Genomic DNA, 22,811 nt, shown 5'->3' on the forward strand with positions numbered 1-22,811 from the left:
AGTCGGCGTGCGATCACGCTTCCCGATAAGTGCCTTTCTGCTTTGCCGCATGCGTGGACAGCGCATCCATCAACGCCGGCGACAGGCAATCGTAGGGAGTGAGGCCAAGCTCTTGCAGGCGCCCACGGATGGCGGACATCCGCGACGGTGACGTTCCGCTCTCGATCACCGAAGACACGAACGCAGCGAAGCCCGGTGCCGACCAGCCACGTTGCGGCGACAGCTCGGTATGGACGAAGTCCAGGCCATAGAACGCATGCTCCTTGTTCTCGATGCGGCCGAAGAGGTGCGCGCCGCAGTCCTTGCAGGCATGTCGCTGGATAGTCGCGCTATCGTCGATGATCTTCAGCTTTTCGCCGTGGGCGACGACACTGACTTTGTTGCTCGGTACAACGGCAATCACGGCGAATAACGCACCGTCAGGCTTCCAGCACTGGCTGCAACCGCAGGCGTGATTGTGCAAGGTCTGGGCCTCGATCTTGACTTCGACCTTGTCGTGCTGGCAAAGGCATTGCAAGGTGCCGCCAGCGAAACCGGCTTGCTCGGGCGCGATGCCGTTGTCCACGGCAGGATGGATGCTGACTGTACTCATGATGGTTCCCTCAGTGGCCCATGGGGTTTGGTGCGGCGGGCGCCGCGCCATCGTGTGATAGACGATCACTCAGTAGTGGATCACCGTGCGGATCGACTTGCCCTCGTGCATGAGGTCGAAGGCTTCGTTGATCTGCTCCAGGGTGCGCGTATGGGTGACGAAGGGCGCAAGATCAATGGTGCCCTTCATCGCGTCCTCGACCATGCCGGGCAACTGGCTGCGTCCCTTGACGCCGCCGAAAGCTGAGCCCAGCCAGCGACGCCCGGTAACGAGCTGGAACGGCCGGGTGCTGATTTCCTGGCCCGCGCCCGCCACCCCGATGACAATGGATTGACCCCAGCCACGGTGCGCGCTCTCCAGCGCCGCACGCATGACGTTGACATTGCCGATGCACTCGAAAGAGTGGTCCACTCCCCAGCCCGTCATCTCGACGATGACCTGCTGGATCGGCTTTTCGTAGTCCTTGGGATTGATGCAGTCGGTTGCACCGAAGGCGCGCGCGAGATCGAACTTCGATGGATTCGTGTCAATCGCGATAATGCGACCAGCCTTGGCCTGACGCGCGCCCTGAATAACGGCAAGGCCAATACCACCCAGGCCGAACACGGCCACCGAATCTCCTGGCTGTACCTTGGCCGTGTTGTGTACTGCGCCAATACCCGTGGTGACGCCACAACCCAGAAGGCAGACATGCTCGTGGTTGGCTTGTGGGTTGACCTTCGCCAGCGATACCTCGGCTACGACCGTGTATTCGCTGAACGTCGAGCAGCCCATGTAATGGTAGATGGGCTGGCCGTTATAGGAGAACCGAGTCGTCCCGTCAGGCATCAAGCCCTTGCCTTGCGTGGCTCGCACGGCCACGCACAAATTCGTCTTGCCCGATTTGCAGAACAGGCACTCACCACACTCTGCCGTATAGAGCGGGATGACATGGTCGCCCGGCTTGACGCTGGTAACACCCTCACCCACTTCAATCACTGCCCCGGCGCCTTCGTGGCCCAGTACAGCCGGGAATACGCCTTCAGGATCGTCACCCGACAACGTGAAGGCATCGGTATGGCAGACGCCGGTATGGGTGATTTTCACCAGCACCTCGCCTTTTCTTGGCGGGGCAACATCGATTTCGACGATCTCCAAGGGCTGGCCTGGTCCGAATGCAACAGCAGCGCGAGATTTCATGACAGTCCTCTTGTACACGATGGATTAGTTGGTTAAGTCGCAACCGAGATAGGGTCGCACTAGAGAGATGGCGCCATCTGTGGCCCTTTTCTGCGTCGCATTCGCTGCCGAGAGACGCGTGAACACTTCTCGCAAATGGCTCAGCACACCGGCCCAGGTGATGTATGCCAGGACGGGGCGTGCCCGATCGTAGTCGGTCAGCAACAAGAGGCTAGATGCCAGCCCATCGCTCTTCACGCCAATGAGGACGTTACGTTCGGCATCCTACGCCTACCCTGTAGCTCCGTCCGTTTACCTGGGAGTGATGCTCAGATGCTTCATGCCCTGTTCTTGTCATGCGCTCTTGCCCAAGTGACGATAGACAGCGGCAATATCCAGTTCGCCGAGCCCTTCCTCCACTGCATCGGCCCACACCTCGTGGATACGTTCAAGCGCTGGCATCTGCTTGTCTTTGGCGACATCCAGCGCCAGGCCGGCGTCCTTCAGGCCCCAGGCAAGCGCCATCTGTGCTTCGAAACGGCCGCTCTTGATCATGTCCAGCTTGGCCTTGGCATACGGCGTTCCAAGCGGGCCGCCCTCCAGCGCCGACCAGAACTCGTCCGTGGTGAAGCCGAGTGTCTCGGCCAGGCGGGTGGCTTCGGCCACCCCCTGCATCATGGTGATCAGCCACGCATTGACGACGAGTTTCATGCGTGAGCCGTTGCCCACCTCACCCAACCATTGCGTCTTGTTGGAAATCGCCGAAAAGACCGGCCCGATCGCGCTCGCGGCTTCATCGTCACCACTGGCCAATATTCTTATCCTTGCCTCCTCGGCGGGCCCTTTCGTGCCGGATACCGGCGCATCGATAAATACGATGTCAGGGCGGACTGAATGGATCGTGCGCGCCAGATGCAGGGTCGACTCGACGCCGATGGTGCCCATCTGTGCGATGACGGCCCCAAAGGGCAAGCCTGCAAGCGCACCATGCGCACCGACCAGGACGTCTCCAGTGATCTTGCCGTCGGGCAACATCGTGATCGCCACGCCAGCACCTTCTGCGGCCTGGCGTGGCGTGTCGCAGATCTGCGCTCCTGGCAAACCTTCGGCGCGGGTTCGGTTGCGGTTCCACACACGCGTGGGAAAACCATGCTTGAGGAGATTGCTTGCAAAGGCGTGTCCCATGGCACCCAGGCCCAGGACTGCAACGGTAGATTTTTCTGTCATGTGCATATGCTCTCGATCATGTTGACTTGCGTACGCTTGCTCTCGCACTGGCGGCGTGCCCAGCGCCTAGCAGGATCCGGCAACAATCACTGTCTCGCTGCGCGTCTCCACGGCAGTGGAAATAAAGCACAGCAGCAACCCACCCAACGCAAGACCACTGCCCACCCAACCCGGCGATGTCCAGCCGTAACCGTGTGAGATGGCGAGGCCTCCGAGAAACGGCCCCAGTGCATTGGCCGTGTTGAAGGCAGAGTGGTTCAGCGAGGCGGCGAGACCTTGCGCATCGCCAGCGACATCCATCAGCCGCGTCTGCAGGACGGTGGCCAACGCGCCGCCGATGCCGATCAGGAAGACGGCGGCACTGAGTGCCAGCACGTTGCCTGCAGTCGACGGAAAGATCGCCAGGATCACCATGCTCCACAGCAGCAGGCCAGCGGCGGTGCGCAGGAGTGCGCGATCCGCAAAGACTGGAATGATCATCGTGCCCAACGTCATGCCTATGCCGAACACGCCCATCACCCAAGGCACGGCGTCCAGTGACATGTGCGTCACGTGCAGCAGAATGTCAGCGAGATAGGTATAGACAGCAAACATGCCGCCAAAGCCGATGGCGCCGATGCCAAGCGTGATCCACACCTGCGGACGTTGCAGCGCGCCCAGTTCACGCAGCGGGCTGGTGTTGGCATCGGCCGGTGTGTCCGGCGCAAATGCGAATACGGCGCACATGGTTGCCGTGCCCAAGAGCGCAACCAGCGCGAAACTCCAGCGCCATCCCACGGCCTGGCCGAGCCAACTGGCCAGCGGCACGCCGACGATGGTGGCGCAGGTGAGGCCAAGGAACATTTGACCAACGGCGCGGGTTCGCCGATTCGCGGGCACCAGCGAACTGGCTACCAAGGCAGCAACGCCAAAGTACGCACCGTGCGGGAGACCGCTGAGAAAACGGCACAGCAGCATCCAGTGGTAACTGGGCGCGAGACCGGTGAGTCCGTTGAACACGGTAAACATCGCCATCAGCATCAACAGCAGGCGTCGACGTGGCAAACGCGCACCGAGCACCGTGATCACCGGCGCACCCACCACCACACCCAGGGCGTAGGCACTGATGGCATGGCCGGCAGTTGGCGCATCGATGCCGAGTCCCTGCGCGAACAGCGGCAACATGCTCATCGACGCAAATTCGGTCGTGCCGATGGCAAAACCGCCAACGGCGAGCGCAAGGATGGCGAGGCCGACACGCGGAACCGGGACTGGCGGCGCGCCTAAATCAAGAACTGAGGGGGAGATAGACATCGGAATAACTCAACACGCGCATGTGCGGACGCAAGGTCGGCGAACCAAAACTACGGTCAAAGGTCGCCAACAGCCGCTAAATCCGGGCAGGCTCTGGTTAGCCCTGCCATGGGTCAAACATCAGGGCGACGACTCATATTCCGGCTTTTCCCCTTTGACAGGCACAAAGGTAGGAACGCCGGGCGTGCCGGAATAGGTGATGATCAGCACGGTGGGCTGGTTGCCGCTGACGCCACGATGGACGTCATTGACCGACTCAGTGAACGCCTGCCCCGCCTGGAACGTCTGCTTTTTTCCGCTGGCCCTGTCCTCAATGGTCAACTGACCGGAAAGCACGTAACCCGCATTCGGCACAGGGTGCGTGTGCCAGGGCAAGGCGGTATGGGCCGGAATCGTCATCTTCAATACGGTCAGTTGCGGTTGACCCTTGGGGTACGACTGATATTTCACGCCGTTCCATGAGCTATCGCTCTTTGCCAGCACATCAACGTTGGCGGATGAGACGGACTGCGCGTGCAGCGTGCTCGCCAACAACGAGAGGATGGCCATTGGCGGAATGATCCACCGGGATGTCTTGTTCATTTCGTTCTCCTGATGGCATCGCAGAGACCCAAGGTTGGCGACGCCCTGTCACTGCTGAGGTAGGCCTGGTGGAGTCGCCGACTCATGTCGACGGTGTGGGGGGTACACACGCCATTGGCTTCACCGGGGGCATGTCCGCGTGAAGCCCGTGGCTGAGTGAAATGCCCTCTTTCAATTAAGCAGAAGGCAAGGCCGGACCATTACCCGCACCCGTCGATAAAATCTCGACGTAGATGCTAAGCATTTCATCGGGCGTCAGTTCCAAGGTGGCCGCGTCGAGCCAGCCATCCACTTGAGCGGGACTGCGCGCGCCGACGATGGCGCCGGTCACACCGCGCCAGGCCAACGTCCACGCGACGGCGACGGCGGCAACGGTCGTGCCATGGTTCTCGGCGATGGGTCGGAAGGCGTCAGCGAGCTTGAGGTTCGCGATGAGTTTGTCGCCGGTGAACTCTGCATTGCGCGAACGCCAGTCATCCTTCGGCAAAGCCTCGGCGCGTTCGATGTTAAAGCTGCCGGTAAGCAGACCCGACTGCATCGGGCTGTAGACGATGACGCCGGTCTGATGGGCGTTGCACCAAGGCAGTTCGGCCGCCCCTGCGCCGCGACGAATCGCCGAAAAAGGCGGTTGCAGCGTATCGACGTGACCGAGTGCTTCCGCCGCGGCAAGCTGTTCGGCGTTGTGGTTGGACAGGCCAACCGCACGCACCTTGCCTTCCTTTTTCAGATCCAGCAGCGTCTGCCAATAGGCTTCCAATGGAGTGCCATCTTCGGCTGGCCAGTGCATCTGGTAAAGATCGATGCGTTCGACGCCCAAACGTTGCAACGAGGCTTCGACTTCCCTGCGAATGCTGGCCGGTGCGCCGACCTGTCGTGGCGCCGCATGACGGTTGTCTTCATCCCAGACCAAGCCGCATTTGGTAAACACGTAGGGCCGCTGATCGGATGGCAGCTCAGCCAGCGCGCGACGCACGACTTCCTCGGAATGACCCAGGCCGTAAATCGCCGCCGTATCGATCCAATTGATGCCGCGCTCGACGGCATGACGGATGGCTGCGATGGAATCACGGTCGTCCTGGGTGCCCCAACCAACGGCCCAGTCCGAGCCGCCAATCGCCCAGGCACCGAAGCCAACGCGGGTCACGTACATGTCGGTCAGTCCGAGCCGACGAGTGGGAAGTGTTGCTGCCAACGGAACAGCCAGAGATGGGATTGCCATGGGGAGGCTCTCTTTAAGTCAGGGGAGTTTGGAAAGTAGTCCCGCTCCAGTCATCATTCAAATGGAATATTTTGATACAATTCATCTACACAATGAATTAAACCTCTCCCCTGGAGGAGTCGGCATGGAACTACGCCAACTGCAGCATTTCGTGGCGCTCGCCGAGGAGCAACATTTCACGCGCGCGGCGCGACGCGTGAACATCGTGCAGTCGGCACTGTCGACGTCGATCCGTCTCCTCGAAACCGAACTCGATGCGCAACTCGTCCTGCGCAGCACCAGACAGGTGCGCTTGACCGCCGCCGGCCAGGCTTTTCTCAGCAAGGCCAAACAGGCGCTCGATGCCGTGGGCGACGCGCGCGACGCGGTGGCCGCGGTACAGGGCCTTAAGCAGGGAACGTTGAGCATCGGCACGTTGCAGAGCCTGCCGGCCTTTCTTGATCTTCCCTCGCTGATCGAACAATTTCATGCGCAGCATCCGGGCATCGAAGTACGACTGTGCCAGGGCGGCTCATCGTCTTTGTTGGACAAGGTGCGCAGCGGCCGGGTGGATCTCGCCTTCCTTCCCTTGTCCGAACCATCCGAGGATGTCGCAACGGTAATGATTGCTTGCGACGTGCTGGTCGTCGCCTGCGCCAACAACCATCCCTTGGCCGGTCAAGTCGACGTGCCCTTCAGCGCACTGAAGAACGAGCCGTTCGTTGATTTCGAGCTGGACTGGGGCACTCGCAAACTCGTTGATCGCGGTTTCGCGGAAGCCGGCATCGATCGCCATATCGCCTTCGAAGTGAACGATCTGGACACGTTGCTTGAGTTGGTAAGACGCGGGCTGGGCATCGCGCTGCTTCCGCAAGCGGTGGTCGAGGCACGGCGGCCGGCCATGGGCATGGCGGAACTCGCCGGGCCCGAATTGTGCTGGGAACTCGTGGTGGCTTATGCGGGGGGCAATGGAACGGAGTCGGCGCCGGCCGATCACGCACCGAGGGCTTTCTTCGAATTGTTACGCGATACAAGTACAGAGTTCTCGGTGATGTGAGCTTTGCCGGGGTTGAAAACACGTCACCCCGGCAAATCGTGAAGAGTTTTTTTGGCGAGCGAGGTGCGCCAGAAGCTTGATTCGCCGGTCAAGGCAAGCGCTCCACCCCCATGAAAGCGCTGGGTCGATCCATCATCCTTCAAACACTTTGACCTTCGCATCGAACTGCGCTTGGCAGCCCCCTAATGGAAGGGCTGTCCGTCTACGAAAGCGGCGGTGATCAAGCTTGAGCGACTATGGGGTGAACCATTGGCTGAATGTCCGCCGCATAGCTGTAGGCGTTGCGTGATCGTGCGAGCCATTCCAGCCATTCACTGAGCACAATCAGCGTCCAAATCGCCCTTGAGTGATCCCGCGCGCGTAGACGGAGTTCAGCCAGAAGCATTTGGGCAGCCTCGATGCTGATGCCCGCATCAACGAGTGCTCCGCTGGTCAGTCGCGCACTGGCCCAGTCGAACAGGGGACCGCGAAGCCATTGCGAGAGTGGCACGGATAGCCCTCGCTTGCGCCTCGTTATCACGGATCGGGGCAGGTAACGCCTGGCGTAATCCTTGAGGAACACTTTCGTAGTGATGCCGCGAATGCGAGCATTCAACGGTAGCGTCGCGGCGAATTCGATCACCGTCTGGTCAAGAAATGGCGCCCTGATCTCAACGCCATGGCTCATGCCTCCGCGATCCGCTTTGGCCATCAGGGCGTCCGGGAGCGAATGTCCAAAGTCATAGTTCTGGATGGCGTCGATCAAGGCGCGCGGATCGTGATCCGTGCGGTCGAAGGGCGGCGCAACGCCAAGGCGTCGTAGCCAGTCCGGCGAAATGCCTGCTGTCCAAAGCATATGGCGCGTCATTCCATCAAGCTCCTGACCGGAGACGAAACGCTTCAGAAGAAATGAGGTCGAGACCTTCTTGTCACTGACAGGTAGTCTGTCGACAAGTTGCCGAATGCCCAATCGCAATGCTGTGGGAAGGCGCGCATAACGGCTCGCCAGATGCGCACCGAGATAAGTGGGATAACCACCGAAAAGTTCGTCTGCGCCTTCGCCACCCAACAGAACGCGCACCTCTTGTGATGCCCGTTTAGTCACAAGTGAAAGTGGCAGCCATGCGGGGTCTGCGAGTGGCTCTCCGGTCATTGACACCAACTGGCGAATGCCGTCGGGCACGTCCTCGGGCGCGATGGTCACAGGGACAAAATCGCAACCTAGATGATGAGCAATTTGCGCGGCGTCGCGTCCCTCGTCGAAAGATGCTTCGGCAAAGCGGATGCAATACGCGGGGAGCCTTTTCTCCGGCCGCAAGCTTCGTGCCACCGCGGTGATCAATGCAGAGTCGATGCCGCCACTCAGAAGCACGCCATAGTCGACATCAATATCACTCTGTCGTCGAACGGCATTTCGAAAGATGGGGTCGAAGGCATCTGGAGATGGAACGGATTTCTTGGCGGTACCGATGGGCGAGCTCCAGTAGCGTACGTGCCGTTTCCCCGCCGGCTCGATGACGATCATTTCACCGGGTCGAACCTTGTGGTAGCCCTCAAGAAGGCTGCGCGGGGATGGGCAATATCCGGAGCGGAGATAGTGAGCAAGTGAAACTTGATCTATCCGGGCGATAGAAGGTTGAGCGGCAACCAACGCGGAAAGCTCCGATGCAAAGTGCACTGCACGGTCACGTGTCGAATAGTAGAGGTGGCGTTCCCCAGCACGATCCCTGGCCAGGATGAGTCGCTGTTTTCGCGCATCCCACAGGGCAATGGCGAACGCGCCATGCAAGTGCAGTAGGAAGTCGAGTCCCTTTTGCAGATAGAGCGGGGCGATGACCGCCACGTCGGTGCTTTGAGGTATCGCGTATCCGCTTTGCGCGAGCGCAAGCCTGAGCTCCCGATGATTGTCGATCTCGCCGTTGCAAGCAACGACGATGCCGTCGCCATATTCGATCAATGGTGGTTGCAGTTCGTCGACGCCGCGGATGGCCAGACGATTGACGGCCATCACTACCTCGTCTCGGGAATACATCGCGCTTCCATTTGGGCCGCGGTGAGCCATCGCCTGGAGCATGACACGAGCTTTTGGCTCCATGACGCGAGCCGTGAGGCCCGAATTCCGATCCAATATGCCGCAAATTCCGCACATCGTTGAAAGCCTTTACGCAAGAATATGAGAAGAAAATTTCAGTTTTAAGCCCGCAGCGGCGCATTGCCACGCCACGTACAAGACTAGTCCTCCGCATGAGCATGACAACCCGACAAGGCTGGCTGAATGGCGCACGGATCCATGAAGTGATCGATGCTCAAAGGCGCCGAACGCTGCCCACCCGGCGCTGGGCGATGCGCCGTTACGCCGCCGTCCATCTCTATGGATAACGCTGCCGAGGATGATCAGATTCCTGGATGCGCTTCACCACTTGTTTGCCACGACTGAGATCACCGCCGTGGAGCCCTCTTTTGAGGAGATGCAAGTTGCGCAGGAAGACCAGCAGGGTCACCGATTCCCCGATGAAGAAAACCGGTTCCCGTCGATGGATGGCGTAACAAAGGATGATTGATCCTCCCGCGACACTCAGGTACCAGAACGCGCCGGGGATGACGCTTTTTTTGCCGAAACTCGCTATAGATCCACTGCACCAGGAATCGAGCACCGAATAGTCCTTGGCCCACCCAGCCTGCGGCAATCCACATCCTTTGAAGGTCGATATGCATCAGCTCGCGACCGCACTTTGCTTTTTCCTGCTTTCGCGCATACGAAGCTGGAGGTTTCTCAGATAGATGAGCAGACCGCCCGATTGCCCGACCATGAACACAGGATCTTGCTTGTGGATGGCGTACCGGAGGAGAGTTGTGCCTCCAAGGAGGCTGGCATACCAAAAGACCATTGGGACCGTGCTCTGGCGCTTGTATTCGCTATATATCCACTGCAGAACGAAGCGCATGGAGAAGATTGTCTGACCCAGCAGGCCAATGGCCAGCCAGCTATCACTAACGCCGTCCACGCAGATTCCCCGAGCTATGGTTTTTTAAAGGGCACGAGCCATGTGGCGATGTTGATCTCGCCTGCATAGTCGCTCCGATGTTTGGTCATCCCGCAGGCCAGCCCGCGGTGAAATGATTCGGGTCACATGACAGGCAACGTTGGCCCGCGGCCTTCGCCGGTGGCCACAATGGCCTCGGAGGTGAAAGCAACGAGCTCCACTGGCGTGATGTGCATGCCGGTGGAGCCGAACGGGCACGTGGAAAGCGAGGAACCGGCGGGCGCGATATGGGCGGGGACAGCCGTTGAGGGTCTCTTGGTAAGCACTGCACGACGTTAGTCGTTGGCCATGCATCGTTCAAATTGAATATTTTGATGCGATTAATCTATTTCTAGAATATCGAGTGCACGGAGGCCTCTTGTGGGACGGCAGCGGTTGCGACACGAGACCAAACGACCCGACCCGGATGCGGCCCGAGTGACCATCGAAGCCGCCAGCCATGGGCTACGGCCGCCATAAGTCGCTACGGAGCCGTTCTTGGAGGCACTTCAGCGTGCCAGATATCTTCAAAATAGATAGCTTCTATCGAAATATTCAATTTTGAAGATGACCTCCCAGTGACTACATTTGGCGGCACTCTCCAAAATATCGTTATGGTCAACCGCGTCCGCAGCGCATCATCGGGGGTGCGCATGGCGCATACCCTCTCCTTCTGGCGTCCATAGGGGAACAACATGACACGCCACTCGCTCACGCCTATCCGGCGCCACATGACACCCAAGCTGGCCACGCGCCTGATGGTGCTTGGTGCCTTGATCTGTGGATGCTGGTCCTTGTGTGCACTCGCACAGGATGACGCCACCCGTTTTCATCACGCGCCCCTCTCCGTCGACGACGTGCGCAATCCCTATGCAACTCAGGCCGGTGCCGCCGATGCAGGCAAGGCGCTATACGCCGAGCATTGTGCTGGTTGCCACGGTGCATCCGCACAGGGCAACGGCAACGTACCGCCGCTCGCGAGCGTCAAGGTAAAGAAGGCATCCCCTGGCGCGCTTTTCTGGTTTATCAGCAAAGGGGATATCAACGATGGCATGCCGGCATGGGACAGCTTGCCTGAGCAGCAGCGCTGGAACCTGGTGAGCTTCGTACAATCGCTGGATGTCGCATCCAACAAAGCGAGTGCTCCGACTGCGACGGCATCGATGTCGGCCGGCAACTGGCCGACATCCAAGGCGCCGTTCACCGACTTCCGTTACGAGTCACCAGGAGTGACGCGCAAGATCACCGTGGCCGACCTGCCCGCGCCCTACGCCACCGCTTCAGCCGGCAATGCGCCGCAACTGGTAGCCCGACCACCCGACGTATGGCCCAAGGCACCGCCAGGCTTCAAGGTGGAACTGTTCGCCACCGGCCTCGACAACCCGCGTTTGCTGCGCACGGCGCCCAACGGCGATGTGTTCGTCGCCGAAACGCGAGCTGGGCGAATCACCGTGTTCCGCGGTATCACCGCGGATGGACACCCGAAGGAAACCCGCGTCTTCGCCACCGGCCTCAACCAGCCGTTTGGTATAGCCTTCTATCCGTCCAAGCATCCGCAGTGGATCTACATTGGCGATACGGATGCGGTCTTGCGTCTTCCTTACAAGGATGGGGACCTGCAAGCCACCGCCAAGCCCCAGCACATCGCCGACCTGCCACATGGCCAAGGCGGACATTCCACCCGCGATATAGCGTTCTCTCCCGATGGCGGGCGCATGTACGTGTCGGTGGGCTCCGTCTCTAATGTCGACGATCCGGACACAACGCCGGAGGAGAAGCATCGCGCCGACATCCTGGCGTTTCGTCCGGACGGCTCGGACATGCAGGTCTATGCCTATGGCATACGCAATGCCGTCGGGCTCGCCATTGACCCCAAAGCGGGCCAGCTCTGGTGCTCCGTGAACGAGCGCGATGGACTCGGCGACAACCTCGTGCCCGACTACATCACGCACGTACAGGAAGGCGGCTTCTACGGTTGGCCGTGGTGGTACATGGGAGCACACCAGGACCCGCGCCACGGCGGCAGGCATCCGGAGCTGGCGAATAAGACCATCGTGCCCGACGTGCTTCTCCACCCCCACAACGCATCGCTCCAGCTCATGTTCTACACGGGCGAGCAATTCCCCAGCGAATATCACGGAGACATCTTCGCGGCGGAGCATGGCTCGTGGAACCGCTCGGTGCGCGTAGGCTACGAAGTGATTCGCGTGCCTCGTCACGGCACCAGTCGCGCGACCGGCGAATACCAGGATTTCCTCACGGGTTTCGTCCTACCTAATGGCCAGGCCTGGGGCCGCCCTGCCGGTGTCACCACTGCTAACGATGGCTCCCTTCTTGTGAGTGACGATGGTTCAAATGCCATCTGGCGTGTGAGCTACCAGAGGCCGTGAGCGCCCGCGTTTGGCAGAAAGCGTCATTTTTCCGGCTTGTGCCGAGGGGGGTTCTACGACAACACCTGCGTTGAGCCCCCCGTCTCCGCCGTCGGTCAGCAATGCCGATTATTTCAGATGGCGGCAACGTCCCGATGATTCGATGGGCCGACCTGGACTCAATGATTCCGCGCGCGATTCATTAAGGCCAGAGATCAGACCATCTCGCGAAAACACGGCGGCCATAACGCTCGCCAGGTTAGCGCTTCGTTGGTTGGTTGCTACACGTTCCGGAGGATCCATGCTTTTCGAGTTGTTCGTAAACGGCGCGGTGATCGTCGTCGTTCTCATGCTGGCACATCGCTCAGCGCGGGATCACAGCAAATGCCGTGGTCGACGCTTGAGGGAAAAGTAACAGGGTGGCACGCAGTGAGCATGCAATATCTGACGCTTTTCGCACCAATTTTTGCTCAGCTGCTGATGGTCTTACGCGCGTACTCGCTGGCGGCTAGGTGATGATTGCTCTCCATTGCACGATCCAGCCCCATCGCCTCCGAAATTCTATCGATCATGCGTTGAAGTGAACTGTACCGTATGGTATCATTTCTTCGCACTCCACTACCGAAGTAGCACCATGATGTCCCAGTCACGCCCAGTTCCCCGCTTGCTCGGCCTCTCCGGCAGCTTGCGCCGCGCCTCCTATTGCACCGCCATCCTGCGCACTCTGGGCGAAGGTCTCGGCAATCGCGCCACGCTCGATATCTTCGACCTCAAATCGGTCCCGCTGTACAACCAAGATGAGGATGACGAACTGCAGCCAGAATCCGTCAAGGCGCTCAAACGGGCCGTCACTGATTGCGACGGCGTGCTGTTGATCTCGCCAGAGTTCAATCACGGAATGACTGGCGTGCTAAAGAATGCCCTGGACTGGGCCTCCCGCCCCACCTTTGCCTCGCCCTTCAGAAACAAGCCCGTGCTGATCATGAGTGCCTCGCCGGCGTTCACCGGGGGCGTGCGGGCACAAGCACAGATGCTCGAAACCCTGGCAGCGATGCTGGCGCGGGTAGTCAGCACACCACAGGTCGTGATCGGCTCGGTGCACGACAAGATCAACGACGGGCGCCTGGTGGACGAAGCGTCGCTGCGTTTTGCGTCGGAGGCCATCGACGACTTGCTGCGAGAAATTGTCGGCACGCAGATCGCCCGGGCCGCCTGAGTGATCCATCCGATGCCAGCCAAGCACGATCGCCTCAGGCCAAGTTCACACAACAAGCGGGCACTGCTGCTGAGCATGGCGAGTGAGCTGTTGCTTGCGCGCGGGTACGCGGCGATGAGCCTGGATGAGCTGGTGCGTAACGCAGGCCAGTCCAAGACCAACGTGTACTCCTGGTTTGGTGGCAAGGAAGGTCTGTTCCTGGCAACCATCGACGACCTGTTGACCGAGATCCTGAATCCGCTGCTCGACAACGACTTCCTTGCCCTGCCCCTCGAGGATGGCCTACGCCGACTGGCCGACGGAGTGCTGACAGCCGTACTCGGCACGCGTGCGCTGGCGTTGCATCGGTTGGTAATCGCCGAATCACCCAACTTTCCGGAAGTCGCCGAAGCATGGTTCAAAGCAGGGCCAGAACGCACTTACGCGATCTGCACTTCATTCATCGCCGGACACCAGAAGGCCGGCCGACTGCGCAAAGGGGATGCGAAACGCGCAGCCGTGCATTTTCACGACATGCTCACCGCCGACCTCGAGCATCGCCTGCTACTTGGCCTGGGCAAGCCGCCCCGAAAAGCAGAACGCAGCAAGCTGATTGATGACGCGATCGACACCTTTCTTCATGGCCACGCAAGGTAGGTGGGTCACGTCGACCAGACATTCCAGTCAGCCCTAGGCGCGAGCAATGCCGGGAGGATCGATTCCGAACGCCCAGGCCAGCGCCAATTCCCTCTGTCCCCACCATTGAGTCTGCAGCCCATGAACTCGCATGTCGCATCGCGTCGCTCCATCGTCGCGAAGGCCATCTACGGCCTCCTCAACCCGATCCCGTTCGGTTTTTTTGTTGCCGCCTTGTTCTTCGACATCATCTATGCCTTGACGGCCGTGATCCTTTGGGACAGGGCTGCAGCGTGGCTCATCGCCATAGGCTTGGTGTTCGCGATCGTGCCGCGCCTGATCAATCTGACGCAGGTGTGGATCACCTCGCGGGCCATGACCACCAACGCCGAGCGGCTCGACTTCTGGCTCAACCTGGTGGCGGTCGTCGCGGCGATCTTCAACGCTTTTGTGCATAGCCGCGACGCGTACGCCGTGGTTCCCGCCGGTGTTTGGCTCTCCGCCTTGACGGTCCTTCTCCTGGCCATAGGCCACATCATCATTGCCGTGCAACACGCCGCTTTCGGAGATTTCATCCATGAGTAAGACCCTCCTCGGCAGTGCGTTGAGTCTGGCATGTGTAGCCGTCTTGGGCGCGTGCAGTGAAAAAGCAAAATTCGAACCCGTGCAGCAGTCGGGCGGCGACCCAACCCTGCCGAAGTCGCAGAATTTTCTGGTGCCCCCCATGCAGGTACCCGGCTGGGCTGGCTGGAAGGAAGGCCAGACCCCCAAGGTGGCCAAGGGCCTAAAGATCGAGAAGGTCGCCGGCGACCTGAAGCACCCGCGCCAGCTGTACGTGCTGCCCAATGATGACGTGCTGGTGGTGGAGTCCAATAGTCCCGGTACCGAACCGGTGACCACGCCCAAACAACTGATAGCTGGCAGGGTAAAGAATCTTTCTGGCAAGGGCGGCAAGGGCGGCAACCAGATCACCTTGCTGCGCAAGAACGGCACCACCGGCGAATGGGAAAAGCACGTCTTCATCGAGCACCTCAACTCTCCCTTTGGCGTGCAGTTGATCGGTGATTGGCTCTACGTCGCCAACACCGACGGCATCGTGAAGTTTCCCTACGTCACCGGTGAAACGCAGATCACCTCGCCCGGCGTGCCGTTCGCCGACCTGCCCGGCACCATCAACCATCACTGGACCAAGGCCCTGCTCGCCAGCCCGGACGGCAGCAAGCTGTACGTGGGTGTCGGCTCCAACAGCAACATCACCGAGAACGGGCTGGAGGTGGAGTACCGCCGCGCGGACATCCTGGAAGTCGAAGTGCCCTCCGGCGCCAGCCGCATCTACGCCTCGGGCATCCGCAACCCGACCGGCCTGCAATGGGAGCCAACCACGGGCAAGCTCTGGGCGATCGTCAACGAGCGCGACGAGATCGGTGCCGACCTGGTGCCGGACTACCTGACCTCCGTACAGGAAGGCGGGTTCTACGGCTGGCCATACAGTTACTTCGGACAGCACGTCGATACCCGCGCCATGCCGCAGCGGCCTGACTTGGTAAAGAAAGCGATCACGCCGGACTACGCCATCGGCTCGCACGTCGCTCCACTCGGACTGCTGTTCTCCACCAGTAACGCCCTGCCGAAGAGGTACTGGGGTGGCGCCTTCATCAGCGAACACGGCAGCTGGGACCGCTCGCCACTGAGTGGCTACGAGGTCGTCTTCGTCCCGTTCCAGCAGGGCAAGCCAGTCGGCAAGCCCGAAACCGTGGTTGCCGGCTTCTACACCAAGGACGAGTCCAAGCTCTACGGCGCGCCGGTGGGACTGGCAACCGATAAGGACGGTGCGCTGTTGATCGCGGATGACGTCGGCAACGTGGTCTGGCGTGTGACCAAGGGCTAATGCAAGGCGCTTTGGCCAGCCGTCGAACAGAACAGGTTGAGGCGCTTGTCCGGCTGGGAACACGGCCGAGACCCTACGATAGGAAACCAATGATCGTGACAGCGCGAGATCCGAATCATGCGGCATGGCGCCGCATGACTCGTGACAACCAGACCAACCTGAGCGTCCTAGTCAGGACGCCGCTGGCCGTTGCCGTCGCACTCTCGGCGGCCCTACCCTTGCACGCCCAGACCACCACCGCCGTGCAGACCACCCTGCCCGCGATCGAGGTCAACGCCAGTCGGCTCGACATTCCGCCATTCGATGTGCCAGCCGCGCTTAGCGTGGTGCAAGTGGATCCGGGATCCGCCGGCCAGCCTGGCGTGAACTTATCCGAGGTCTTGGTCGGCGTGCCGGGCATCCTTGCGCGTGACCGACAGAACTACGCGCAGGACGAGCAGATCTCGATCCGCGGTTTCGGCTCGCGTGCCACCTTCGGCGTGCGCAGCATCCGCGTCTACATGGACGGCATCCCGTCCACCCTGCCCGATGGCCAGGGCCAGGTGTCGCAGTTCAACCTTGACTCGGCCGACCGCGTGGAAGTGCTGCGCGGACCGTTCTCGGTCCTCTATGGCAATGCCGCCGGCGGCTTGGTGCAGTTGTACAGCGCCGACGGCACCGCCACGCCGCAGACCACACTGGGCATGTACGGCGGCAGCTACGACAGCTTCCGCTATTTCGCCAACACGCGCGGCATCGTGGGACCGGTCGACTACAACATCGCCGCCTCGGAATTCCTCTCCGGCGGCTACCGCGAGCACAGCCGGGTACGGCGCCAATCGGGCAACGCCAAGTTCGGCATCGATCTAGGCCAGCAGCGCAAGCTCACCGTGGTGCTCAACCGCTTCAATCAGCCCGACGCCCAGGACCCGCTGGGGCTGACCCGTGTCCAGCTCAATCAGGATCCGCGCCAGGCTACGGCGGTGGCGACGCAGTACAACACGCGCAAGACTGCCGAGCAGAACCAGATCGGCCTGATCTACGAGCAGGCGCTGAGTCAGGCCGACCAGCTGCGCGCGATGGCCTACTACGGCCACCGCAGCATTACCCAGTTCCTGTCGATTCCGCCTGGTACGCAGGCCAATCCGCTGCAGCCTGGCGGCGTGGTCGAGCCGGACACCAACTACGGCGGCGCCGACTTACGCTGGACCCATCGCGGCCAGCTTGGCGGCGGCGACTACGAAACAGTGCTGGGCGCCAGCGGCGACTACCAGATCCAGCACCGCAACGGCTACGAGAATTTCATCGGCAGCACGCTGGGGGTGCGGGGTGCGCTGCGTCGCGACGAGGACGACAACGTCAACAACGTGGCCGAGTACGCGCAGTTCTACTGGCACTTCGTTCCGCAGTGGTCGGTGCTGCTGGGCCTGCGCCACGACGAGGTGCGCTTCACCGAGCATGATTTCTACATCACCCCGAGCAACCCCGATGACAGCGGCCACGTGAGCTACAGCGCCACCACGCCGGTCATCGGGCTGCAGTACCGTCCTGCCGACGACCTTCGCCTGTACACCAGCTACGGCCGCGGCTTCGAGACGCCCAGCTACGACGAGCTCGGCTACCGCAGCGACGGCCAGCCCGGGCTCGCCTTCAATCTGAGGCCGTCGCGCAGCCGCAACTACGAAGCCGGCGTGAAATGGCAGGCCACCCACGGACTTGAACTCGATGCCGCGTTGTTCCGCGCCGACACCAGCGACGAACTGGCAGTGGCCACCAACGTCGACGGACGCTCGACCTACCGCAATCTCGGCGATAGCCGCCGCGAGGGTGTGGAGCTGTCCGCCACCGGCCAGCTCGCCGCGAACTGGAAGCTCAGTGCCGGCTATACGCATCTGCAGGCGCGCTTCCGCGACGCTTTCCTCGCCTGCACCGGCACGCCCTGCCCGGTGCCGACCACGCCGGTCGCCGCCGGCTCGCGTATTCCGGGCGTGCCGGAAAACTACGGCTCTCTGCGATTGGAGCACGGCGACGGCAGCGGCTGGCGCGAAGGCCTCACCATCACCAGTGTCGGCTCGGTCACCGTCAACGACATCGATACCCAGCGGGCCGCCGGCTATGGCCTGATCGACCTGGACGCGGGCTATATCTTCAACCTCACCGGCACCACCCAGCTCGACCTCAGCGCCCGGGTGAACAACCTCGCCAACCGCCGCTACATAGGCTCGGTCATCGTCAACGACGGTAACGGGCGCTATTTCGAGCCCGGCCCCGAACGCAGTTACATGCTGGGCGCGCGGCTTAGTTTTTGAAGCGTTCGCGTTGTCTACGACACCCGTGAAGTCATGCGCTGCGTTAACAACGAGAACGCGCCAAGCTCGCGTACGAAGCCCCATGTCGGCAGCTTCGCCGTGTCGGCCACCCCGGTCCCCCGGTATCAGCGTATTGGATCGCCAATATCCCCAGCTCACTCGAGCTTGTCGCCACCGAGCACGATGCGCACCGTGTGCAGCCGACCGTCATCTACGAGGGGAATGCGCTGGTCGTCCGAGGGCAAGATGGCACCGTCAAGGTCGGCCAGCGCGACGCCGCGACAAACTGCGTCGGGATTTTCCACCGTGATCTCATAACGGGTGATCCCCGAGGTGGGTCCGCGGTGCCGATAAGTCATGCTGAAGCCCGGCCAGGAGGCGGGTATGCACGGGTCCAGCAGCAAATAGCCTGCCTGTCGCCGGAAGCCAAGCATGCCATCCATCCCCGCGCGATATAGCCAACCCGCCGAACCCGTATACCAAGTCCAGCCCCCGCGTCCTATGTAGGGATCCACCGAATAGACGTCCGCGCAGGACACGTACGGTTCGACCTTGTAGCGATCGACGGCTTGCGCTGTATCGCTGTGGAGGATCGGGTTGAGCATGTCGAAGGTCGCCATGGCGCGCTCCCCTTGTCCCAGCTTTGCATAGGCGAATACCGACCAGGTGGCGCCATGGGTATATTGCCCACCGTTCTCGCGGATACCCAGTGGATAGCCCTTGATATAGCCCGGGTTTGCCTGTGTCCGATCGAACGGCGGTGCCAGCAGCAACGCGATTTTTTCCTTGTGCATCACCAGGTACCGATCGACTGAGGCCATCGCCTTGACGGCATGTTCAACATTGATCGGGCCGGCGATCACGCTCCATGACTGGGCGATCACGTCGATCTTGCATTCATCGCTTTCATGCGAGCCCAGGGGCAGTCCGCTGTCGTAGTAGGCGCGCCGATACCAGTCGCCGTCCCATGCAGCTTCGCTCTCGAGTACCTTGCGCAGGCCACCGGCGAAGTGCCGCCAGGTGTCGAGGCGATCCTCGTCGCCTTGCGCCAGCGCCCACGGTTCGAATGCCGCCATCGTGGCGAGCAGGAACCACGCCAGCCAGATGCTCTCGCCCCGCCCTTCGGCACCCACCAGGTTCATGCCGTCGTTCCAGTCGCCGGCACCCATCAGGGGCAGCCCATGGGCGCCTTGGGTCAGGCTGGTATCGATGGCGCGCGCCGCATGTTCGTACAGGCTGGCCTTTTCATTCGATATGCCGGGCTGAAAAAACGCATCGGCATCGCCCGGTTTGATCGGCGGGCCGTCCAGAAAAGGCAGCGCCTCTTCCAGCACGGCGGTATCGCCCGTGGTGGCGACATAGTGCGCGGCCACATAGGGAAGCCAGAGGCGGTCATCGCTTATGTGCGTACGGACACCCTGCCCGGCCGGCGGCAGCCACCAGTGCTGCACATCGCCCTGCGCGAACTGCCTGCCTGCGGCTCGAAGCAGGTGTTCGCGAGCGACTTGCGGGCAGGCGATGCACAAGGCCATCGCGTCCTGCAACTGGTCGCGAAAGCCGTAAGCGCCGCTGGATTGGTAGTAGGCCGTTCGCGCCCACATGCGGCAGGCGAGCGCCTGATACAAAAGCCAGTCATTGAGCAGTACATCCATGGCGCGGTTGGGTGTGCGCACCTGCACAGTGTCGAGCACCTCATTCCACTGGTTGCGCACCTCGCCCAGCAGGGCATCCAAATCCGCCTGGCGATATTTCTCGATCAGCGCCGACGCGGCATCGTCCGAGTTGGCCTCGCCAAGCATGGCCGTGACGCTGATGTCGTGGCCGGGTGGAATTTCTACGACCGTCTGCAGTGCGCCGCAGGGACAAAGTCCCGCGCCAGTTCGCTCTTCCAGTGGCGCGCCATCGGCAAGCGCGGCAGGACGGGCGACGGTTCCATAACGCCCAAGAAAAGCCAGGCGATCGCCGGTACCTGGGCAACGCTGGCCCGCAAGGTCGATGAAGGCCACCCTGTCGCCAAATGCCGCCCGCCAACGGTTGCGGGCCAGCAAGGCGCCCGTGGTCGGATCGCGCGAGGTCACCACGAAGGGCGCGGCCACCACGCCGTTGGCACCCAGCGCCCATTCGACATACAGGGTTACCGACAGGCGCCGAACCTGGGTCGAGCTGTTGCGCAGTCTTAGCTGGGACAGCTTGATCGCATCGCTTGGCGGGACGAACTGGGATAGCTCCACGCCGATGCCGTGCGCCTCATGACTGAAACGACTGAATCCTTTGCCGTGCTCGACGGCATAGCTTCGCCCCGGCACGCGAATCGGCAACGGCGTGGCGCTCCATAGCTCACCGCTGTCCTCATCGCGCAGATAGAGTATGTCGTGTGGCGAGTCGCTGACCGGGTCGTTGGGCCACGGGGTCAGTGTGTTCTGCTGGCTATTGCTCGACCAGCTGTAACCACCACCCTCGGCCGATACCAGAAAGCCAAAATCCGGGTTGGCGATAATGTTGATCCACGGCATCGGCGTACAACGATCGTCGTCGAGCGCGATGGCATAGCTGCGACCCGAGGCGATGAAGGCGCCGGTGCCATTGCCGAATTCCGAACCGTCAGCGGCGCTGGATGCGCGAGTGCCTCCTTTGCCCGCACGTGGACGTCCACGCTCACGGGGTCGGTAGCCGCTGGGCAAACATTCGATCACACTCGGCGCCGGTTCGGGTAGCCCCTGCGATGCGTCGAGCACCACGCGGGCCGCAGTCATGAGGCCGGTCCGCAGGGTTTCAGACAGGTCTTGCCCAGCCAACGCAAATGCCTGGGCCAGCGAGACGTCCGCCGTGCCGGAAAGCAGCGTGTTCTGCGCCTTCGCCTGCAGCTCAAGCTCGGCGAACCAGGCGTTTTGTTCGGCGTGACCTGCGTGGAGCAAGACGACATCCACACCCAAGCGCCGGGACTGCCAGTAACGCTGGGCCAACAGCACGTCGGTCACGCAGGGGCGCGCCGACTCGGCCCCGATGTGCAAGAGCACGATGGGCCGGTCGCCGGAGATACCGACGCTCCAAAGCACAGGCGCACCGCCCTGGGCGAGACCCAGCACACTGGACGGCGGCCTCCATGCGTTGCACGCATACAGGAGCGGGCCGACGAGGTTGTCATAGCGCTCTGCTCGCCCGGGATCGATGCCAAGATGACCAAGCCCGGCAAGACTGAATGCCTTGGCGCTGGCGAGGAGTTCGTCGCTTGATCGCTCCTTGTTCGCCGATGACAGCAGACCGAGCACGGCGCCGCGCGAATCGGCGACCGCAGTCATGAAGCTCACCGTCACCATGTCACCACAAGCCAGCCTCACCCGGCGACGCAAGCTAAAAATCGGGTCGAGCACGCAGCCATGGGTACCCGACAGCACCTGTCCGGGTTGCATGGCCAAGGCGTCACGCAGCGTGCGCCCGCGACCAAGAAAGCGCATGCGATCGGTCTCGTATTCACACGCCGAATCCGTCGTCGCGTCGACGCCTGCCATGTGTGCCGCCCAGACTTCCCGTTCGCCCGGGGAGCGTCGACGTCGGGTGGCAAGGAGCACTTGCTCCTGTGGCAGCCATTCAGTCTCGACGAACATCTTGGAAAAGGCCGGGTGGGCCGCGTCGGCTCCTGCCGGGCCCAGCACCAGTTCCATATAGGACGTGAGGCTGATCTCGCGAGGCCGATCACCTGTATTGGTCAGCGAGACGCGACGCCATTCGATATCCCCTTGCGGGTCGACGGCGATCTCGAGCGAACTGAGCAGCGCATCGTATCGGTGGGCAATGCGCGCATGACTACCGGAGAGTTCGGTCGTATACGGTTCGGGTCCAGCATCAAGTGGTTGAAGACTGACCGACCATACGTCGCCACTTTCCTCATCGCGCAGCAATACGTAGCTTCCCCATCCGTCGCCGACCGGGTCTTCGCGCCAGCGCGTCACCGCGACATCGCGCCATTGGCCAAAGCCCGAGCCGGCGGCGCTCAACGCCACGGTGAGGTTGCCGTTCGACAGCAGCTGAACCTGCAACGCGGTATCGAGACGTGATGGCGGATGGACTGACATGCCATGGCGGACGCTGGGGCGCGACCGATATCGACCAGTGGGTGGACTTGGTCCGCGAGCATACTGGCAACGCCGCGTAATGCTTCGTGAAATCGACGGGCATGGCTCGTGGTTTCGGCACCCACCAAGCGAACAAGCTTCCGTTACCTTTTTCTACACGCAACACATGCACCTCGTCGCGCCATTATCGAATTCGCCCGCCATGCCTATGGCACACGCGCTCCCCATGGAGGCGGTTGGAGCTCACCCGGGG

The 22,811-nt window shown here is 61.5% G+C and carries 17 protein-coding genes and 1 pseudogene; 7 read left to right on the forward strand and 11 right to left on the reverse strand.

Translation table 11 applies throughout. The features are described 5' to 3' along the window. Positions 1–13: 13 nt before the first annotated feature. From gfa to ACT01B_RS12070, 6 genes are all read right to left on the reverse strand, one after another. Positions 14–592: an S-(hydroxymethyl)glutathione synthase gene (gene gfa / locus ACT01B_RS12045; protein ID WP_445143498.1), complete on the reverse strand. Its 579-nt coding sequence runs from the start codon at positions 590–592 to the stop codon at positions 14–16. A gap of 69 nt (positions 593–661) precedes the next feature. Continuing rightward, positions 662–1,771 carry an S-(hydroxymethyl)glutathione dehydrogenase/class III alcohol dehydrogenase gene (locus tag ACT01B_RS12050; protein ID WP_445143499.1) on the reverse strand — a complete coding sequence of 370 codons (1,110 nt, stop codon included), beginning with the start codon at positions 1,769–1,771 and terminating at the stop codon, positions 662–664. Positions 1,772–2,104: 333 nt separating this feature from the next. After that, the gene (locus tag ACT01B_RS12055; protein WP_445143500.1) at positions 2,105–2,977 is read right to left on the reverse strand and encodes an NAD(P)-dependent oxidoreductase; all 873 of its coding nucleotides are present in this window, start codon (positions 2,975–2,977) and stop codon (positions 2,105–2,107) included. A 66-nt stretch (positions 2,978–3,043) separates the two neighbouring features. Continuing rightward, positions 3,044–4,270 carry an MFS transporter gene (locus ACT01B_RS12060; RefSeq protein ID WP_445143501.1) on the reverse strand — a complete coding sequence of 409 codons (1,227 nt, stop codon included), beginning with the start codon at positions 4,268–4,270 and terminating at the stop codon, positions 3,044–3,046. Between the two features lie 120 nt (positions 4,271–4,390). Then, a complete protein-coding gene (locus ACT01B_RS12065; protein ID WP_445143502.1) occupies positions 4,391–4,852 on the reverse strand; it encodes a cupin domain-containing protein in 462 nt (153 codons plus the stop codon). 175 nt (positions 4,853–5,027) lie between these two features. Continuing rightward, on the reverse strand, positions 5,028–6,071 hold the full coding sequence (locus ACT01B_RS12070) for an aldo/keto reductase (RefSeq protein ID WP_445143503.1): 1,044 nt from the start codon (positions 6,069–6,071) through the stop codon (positions 5,028–5,030). Here ACT01B_RS12070 and ACT01B_RS12075 point away from each other — a divergent pair. Next, positions 6,070–7,107 (forward strand): LysR family transcriptional regulator, encoded by a 1,038-nt coding sequence (locus ACT01B_RS12075; RefSeq protein ID WP_445143504.1) that lies wholly within the window; start codon positions 6,070–6,072, stop codon positions 7,105–7,107. The two genes, ACT01B_RS12070 and ACT01B_RS12075, sit on opposite strands and share 2 nt — an antisense overlap. Positions 7,108–7,327: 220 nt before the next feature. Here the strand turns inward: ACT01B_RS12075 and asnB are convergent, their stop codons facing one another. From asnB to ACT01B_RS12095, 4 genes and pseudogenes are all read right to left on the reverse strand, one after another. Beyond that, a complete protein-coding gene (gene asnB / locus ACT01B_RS12080; RefSeq protein ID WP_445143505.1) occupies positions 7,328–9,235 on the reverse strand; it encodes an asparagine synthase (glutamine-hydrolyzing) in 1,908 nt (635 codons plus the stop codon). A 220-nt stretch (positions 9,236–9,455) separates the two neighbouring features. Continuing rightward, positions 9,456–9,740: a lipid-A-disaccharide synthase N-terminal domain-containing protein gene (locus ACT01B_RS12085; protein WP_445143506.1), complete on the reverse strand. Its 285-nt coding sequence runs from the start codon at positions 9,738–9,740 to the stop codon at positions 9,456–9,458. Beyond that, positions 9,721–9,801: pseudogene (locus ACT01B_RS12090) on the reverse strand (hypothetical protein); the annotation flags it as partial. The pseudogene ACT01B_RS12090 and the gene ACT01B_RS12085, both read right to left, overlap by 20 nt. Further along, the gene (locus tag ACT01B_RS12095) at positions 9,801–10,091 is read right to left on the reverse strand and encodes a lipid-A-disaccharide synthase N-terminal domain-containing protein (protein ID WP_445143507.1); all 291 of its coding nucleotides are present in this window, start codon (positions 10,089–10,091) and stop codon (positions 9,801–9,803) included. The gene ACT01B_RS12095 and the pseudogene ACT01B_RS12090, both read right to left, overlap by 1 nt. 713 nt (positions 10,092–10,804) lie before the next feature. On the opposite strand from ACT01B_RS12095, the gene ACT01B_RS12100 reads away from it, so the two are divergent. The 6 genes from ACT01B_RS12100 (at position 10,805) to ACT01B_RS12125 (ending at position 18,485) form a co-directional block, all read left to right on the forward strand. Continuing rightward, complete coding sequence (locus tag ACT01B_RS12100; protein WP_445143508.1) at positions 10,805–12,499, forward strand: PQQ-dependent sugar dehydrogenase; 1,695 nt, start codon at positions 10,805–10,807, stop codon at positions 12,497–12,499. 643 nt (positions 12,500–13,142) lie between these two features. Further along, positions 13,143–13,694, forward strand: a complete 552-nt coding sequence (locus ACT01B_RS12105) for an NADPH-dependent FMN reductase (RefSeq protein ID WP_445143509.1) — start codon at positions 13,143–13,145, stop codon at positions 13,692–13,694. 12 nt (positions 13,695–13,706) lie between these two features. Further along, entirely contained in the window at positions 13,707–14,330 is a 624-nt protein-coding gene (locus tag ACT01B_RS12110) for a TetR/AcrR family transcriptional regulator (protein ID WP_445143510.1), read from the forward strand. Further along, positions 14,331–14,894 carry a DUF2231 domain-containing protein gene (locus tag ACT01B_RS12115; RefSeq protein WP_445143511.1) on the forward strand — a complete coding sequence of 188 codons (564 nt, stop codon included), beginning with the start codon at positions 14,331–14,333 and terminating at the stop codon, positions 14,892–14,894. It begins immediately after the preceding gene. After that, entirely contained in the window at positions 14,887–16,197 is a 1,311-nt protein-coding gene (locus ACT01B_RS12120) for a PQQ-dependent sugar dehydrogenase (RefSeq protein ID WP_445143512.1), read from the forward strand. Before ACT01B_RS12115 ends, ACT01B_RS12120 begins: the two co-directional genes overlap by 8 nt. Positions 16,198–16,331: 134 nt before the next feature. Then, complete coding sequence (locus tag ACT01B_RS12125; RefSeq protein WP_445143513.1) at positions 16,332–18,485, forward strand: TonB-dependent receptor family protein; 2,154 nt, start codon at positions 16,332–16,334, stop codon at positions 18,483–18,485. A gap of 155 nt (positions 18,486–18,640) precedes the next feature. On the opposite strand, the gene ACT01B_RS12130 is transcribed toward ACT01B_RS12125, so the two are convergent. Next, on the reverse strand, positions 18,641–22,558 hold the full coding sequence (locus tag ACT01B_RS12130) for a GH36-type glycosyl hydrolase domain-containing protein (protein ID WP_445143514.1): 3,918 nt from the start codon (positions 22,556–22,558) through the stop codon (positions 18,641–18,643). Positions 22,559–22,811: the final 253 nt, after the last annotated feature.

Source organism: Dyella sp. Tek66A03 (assembly GCF_052567735.1).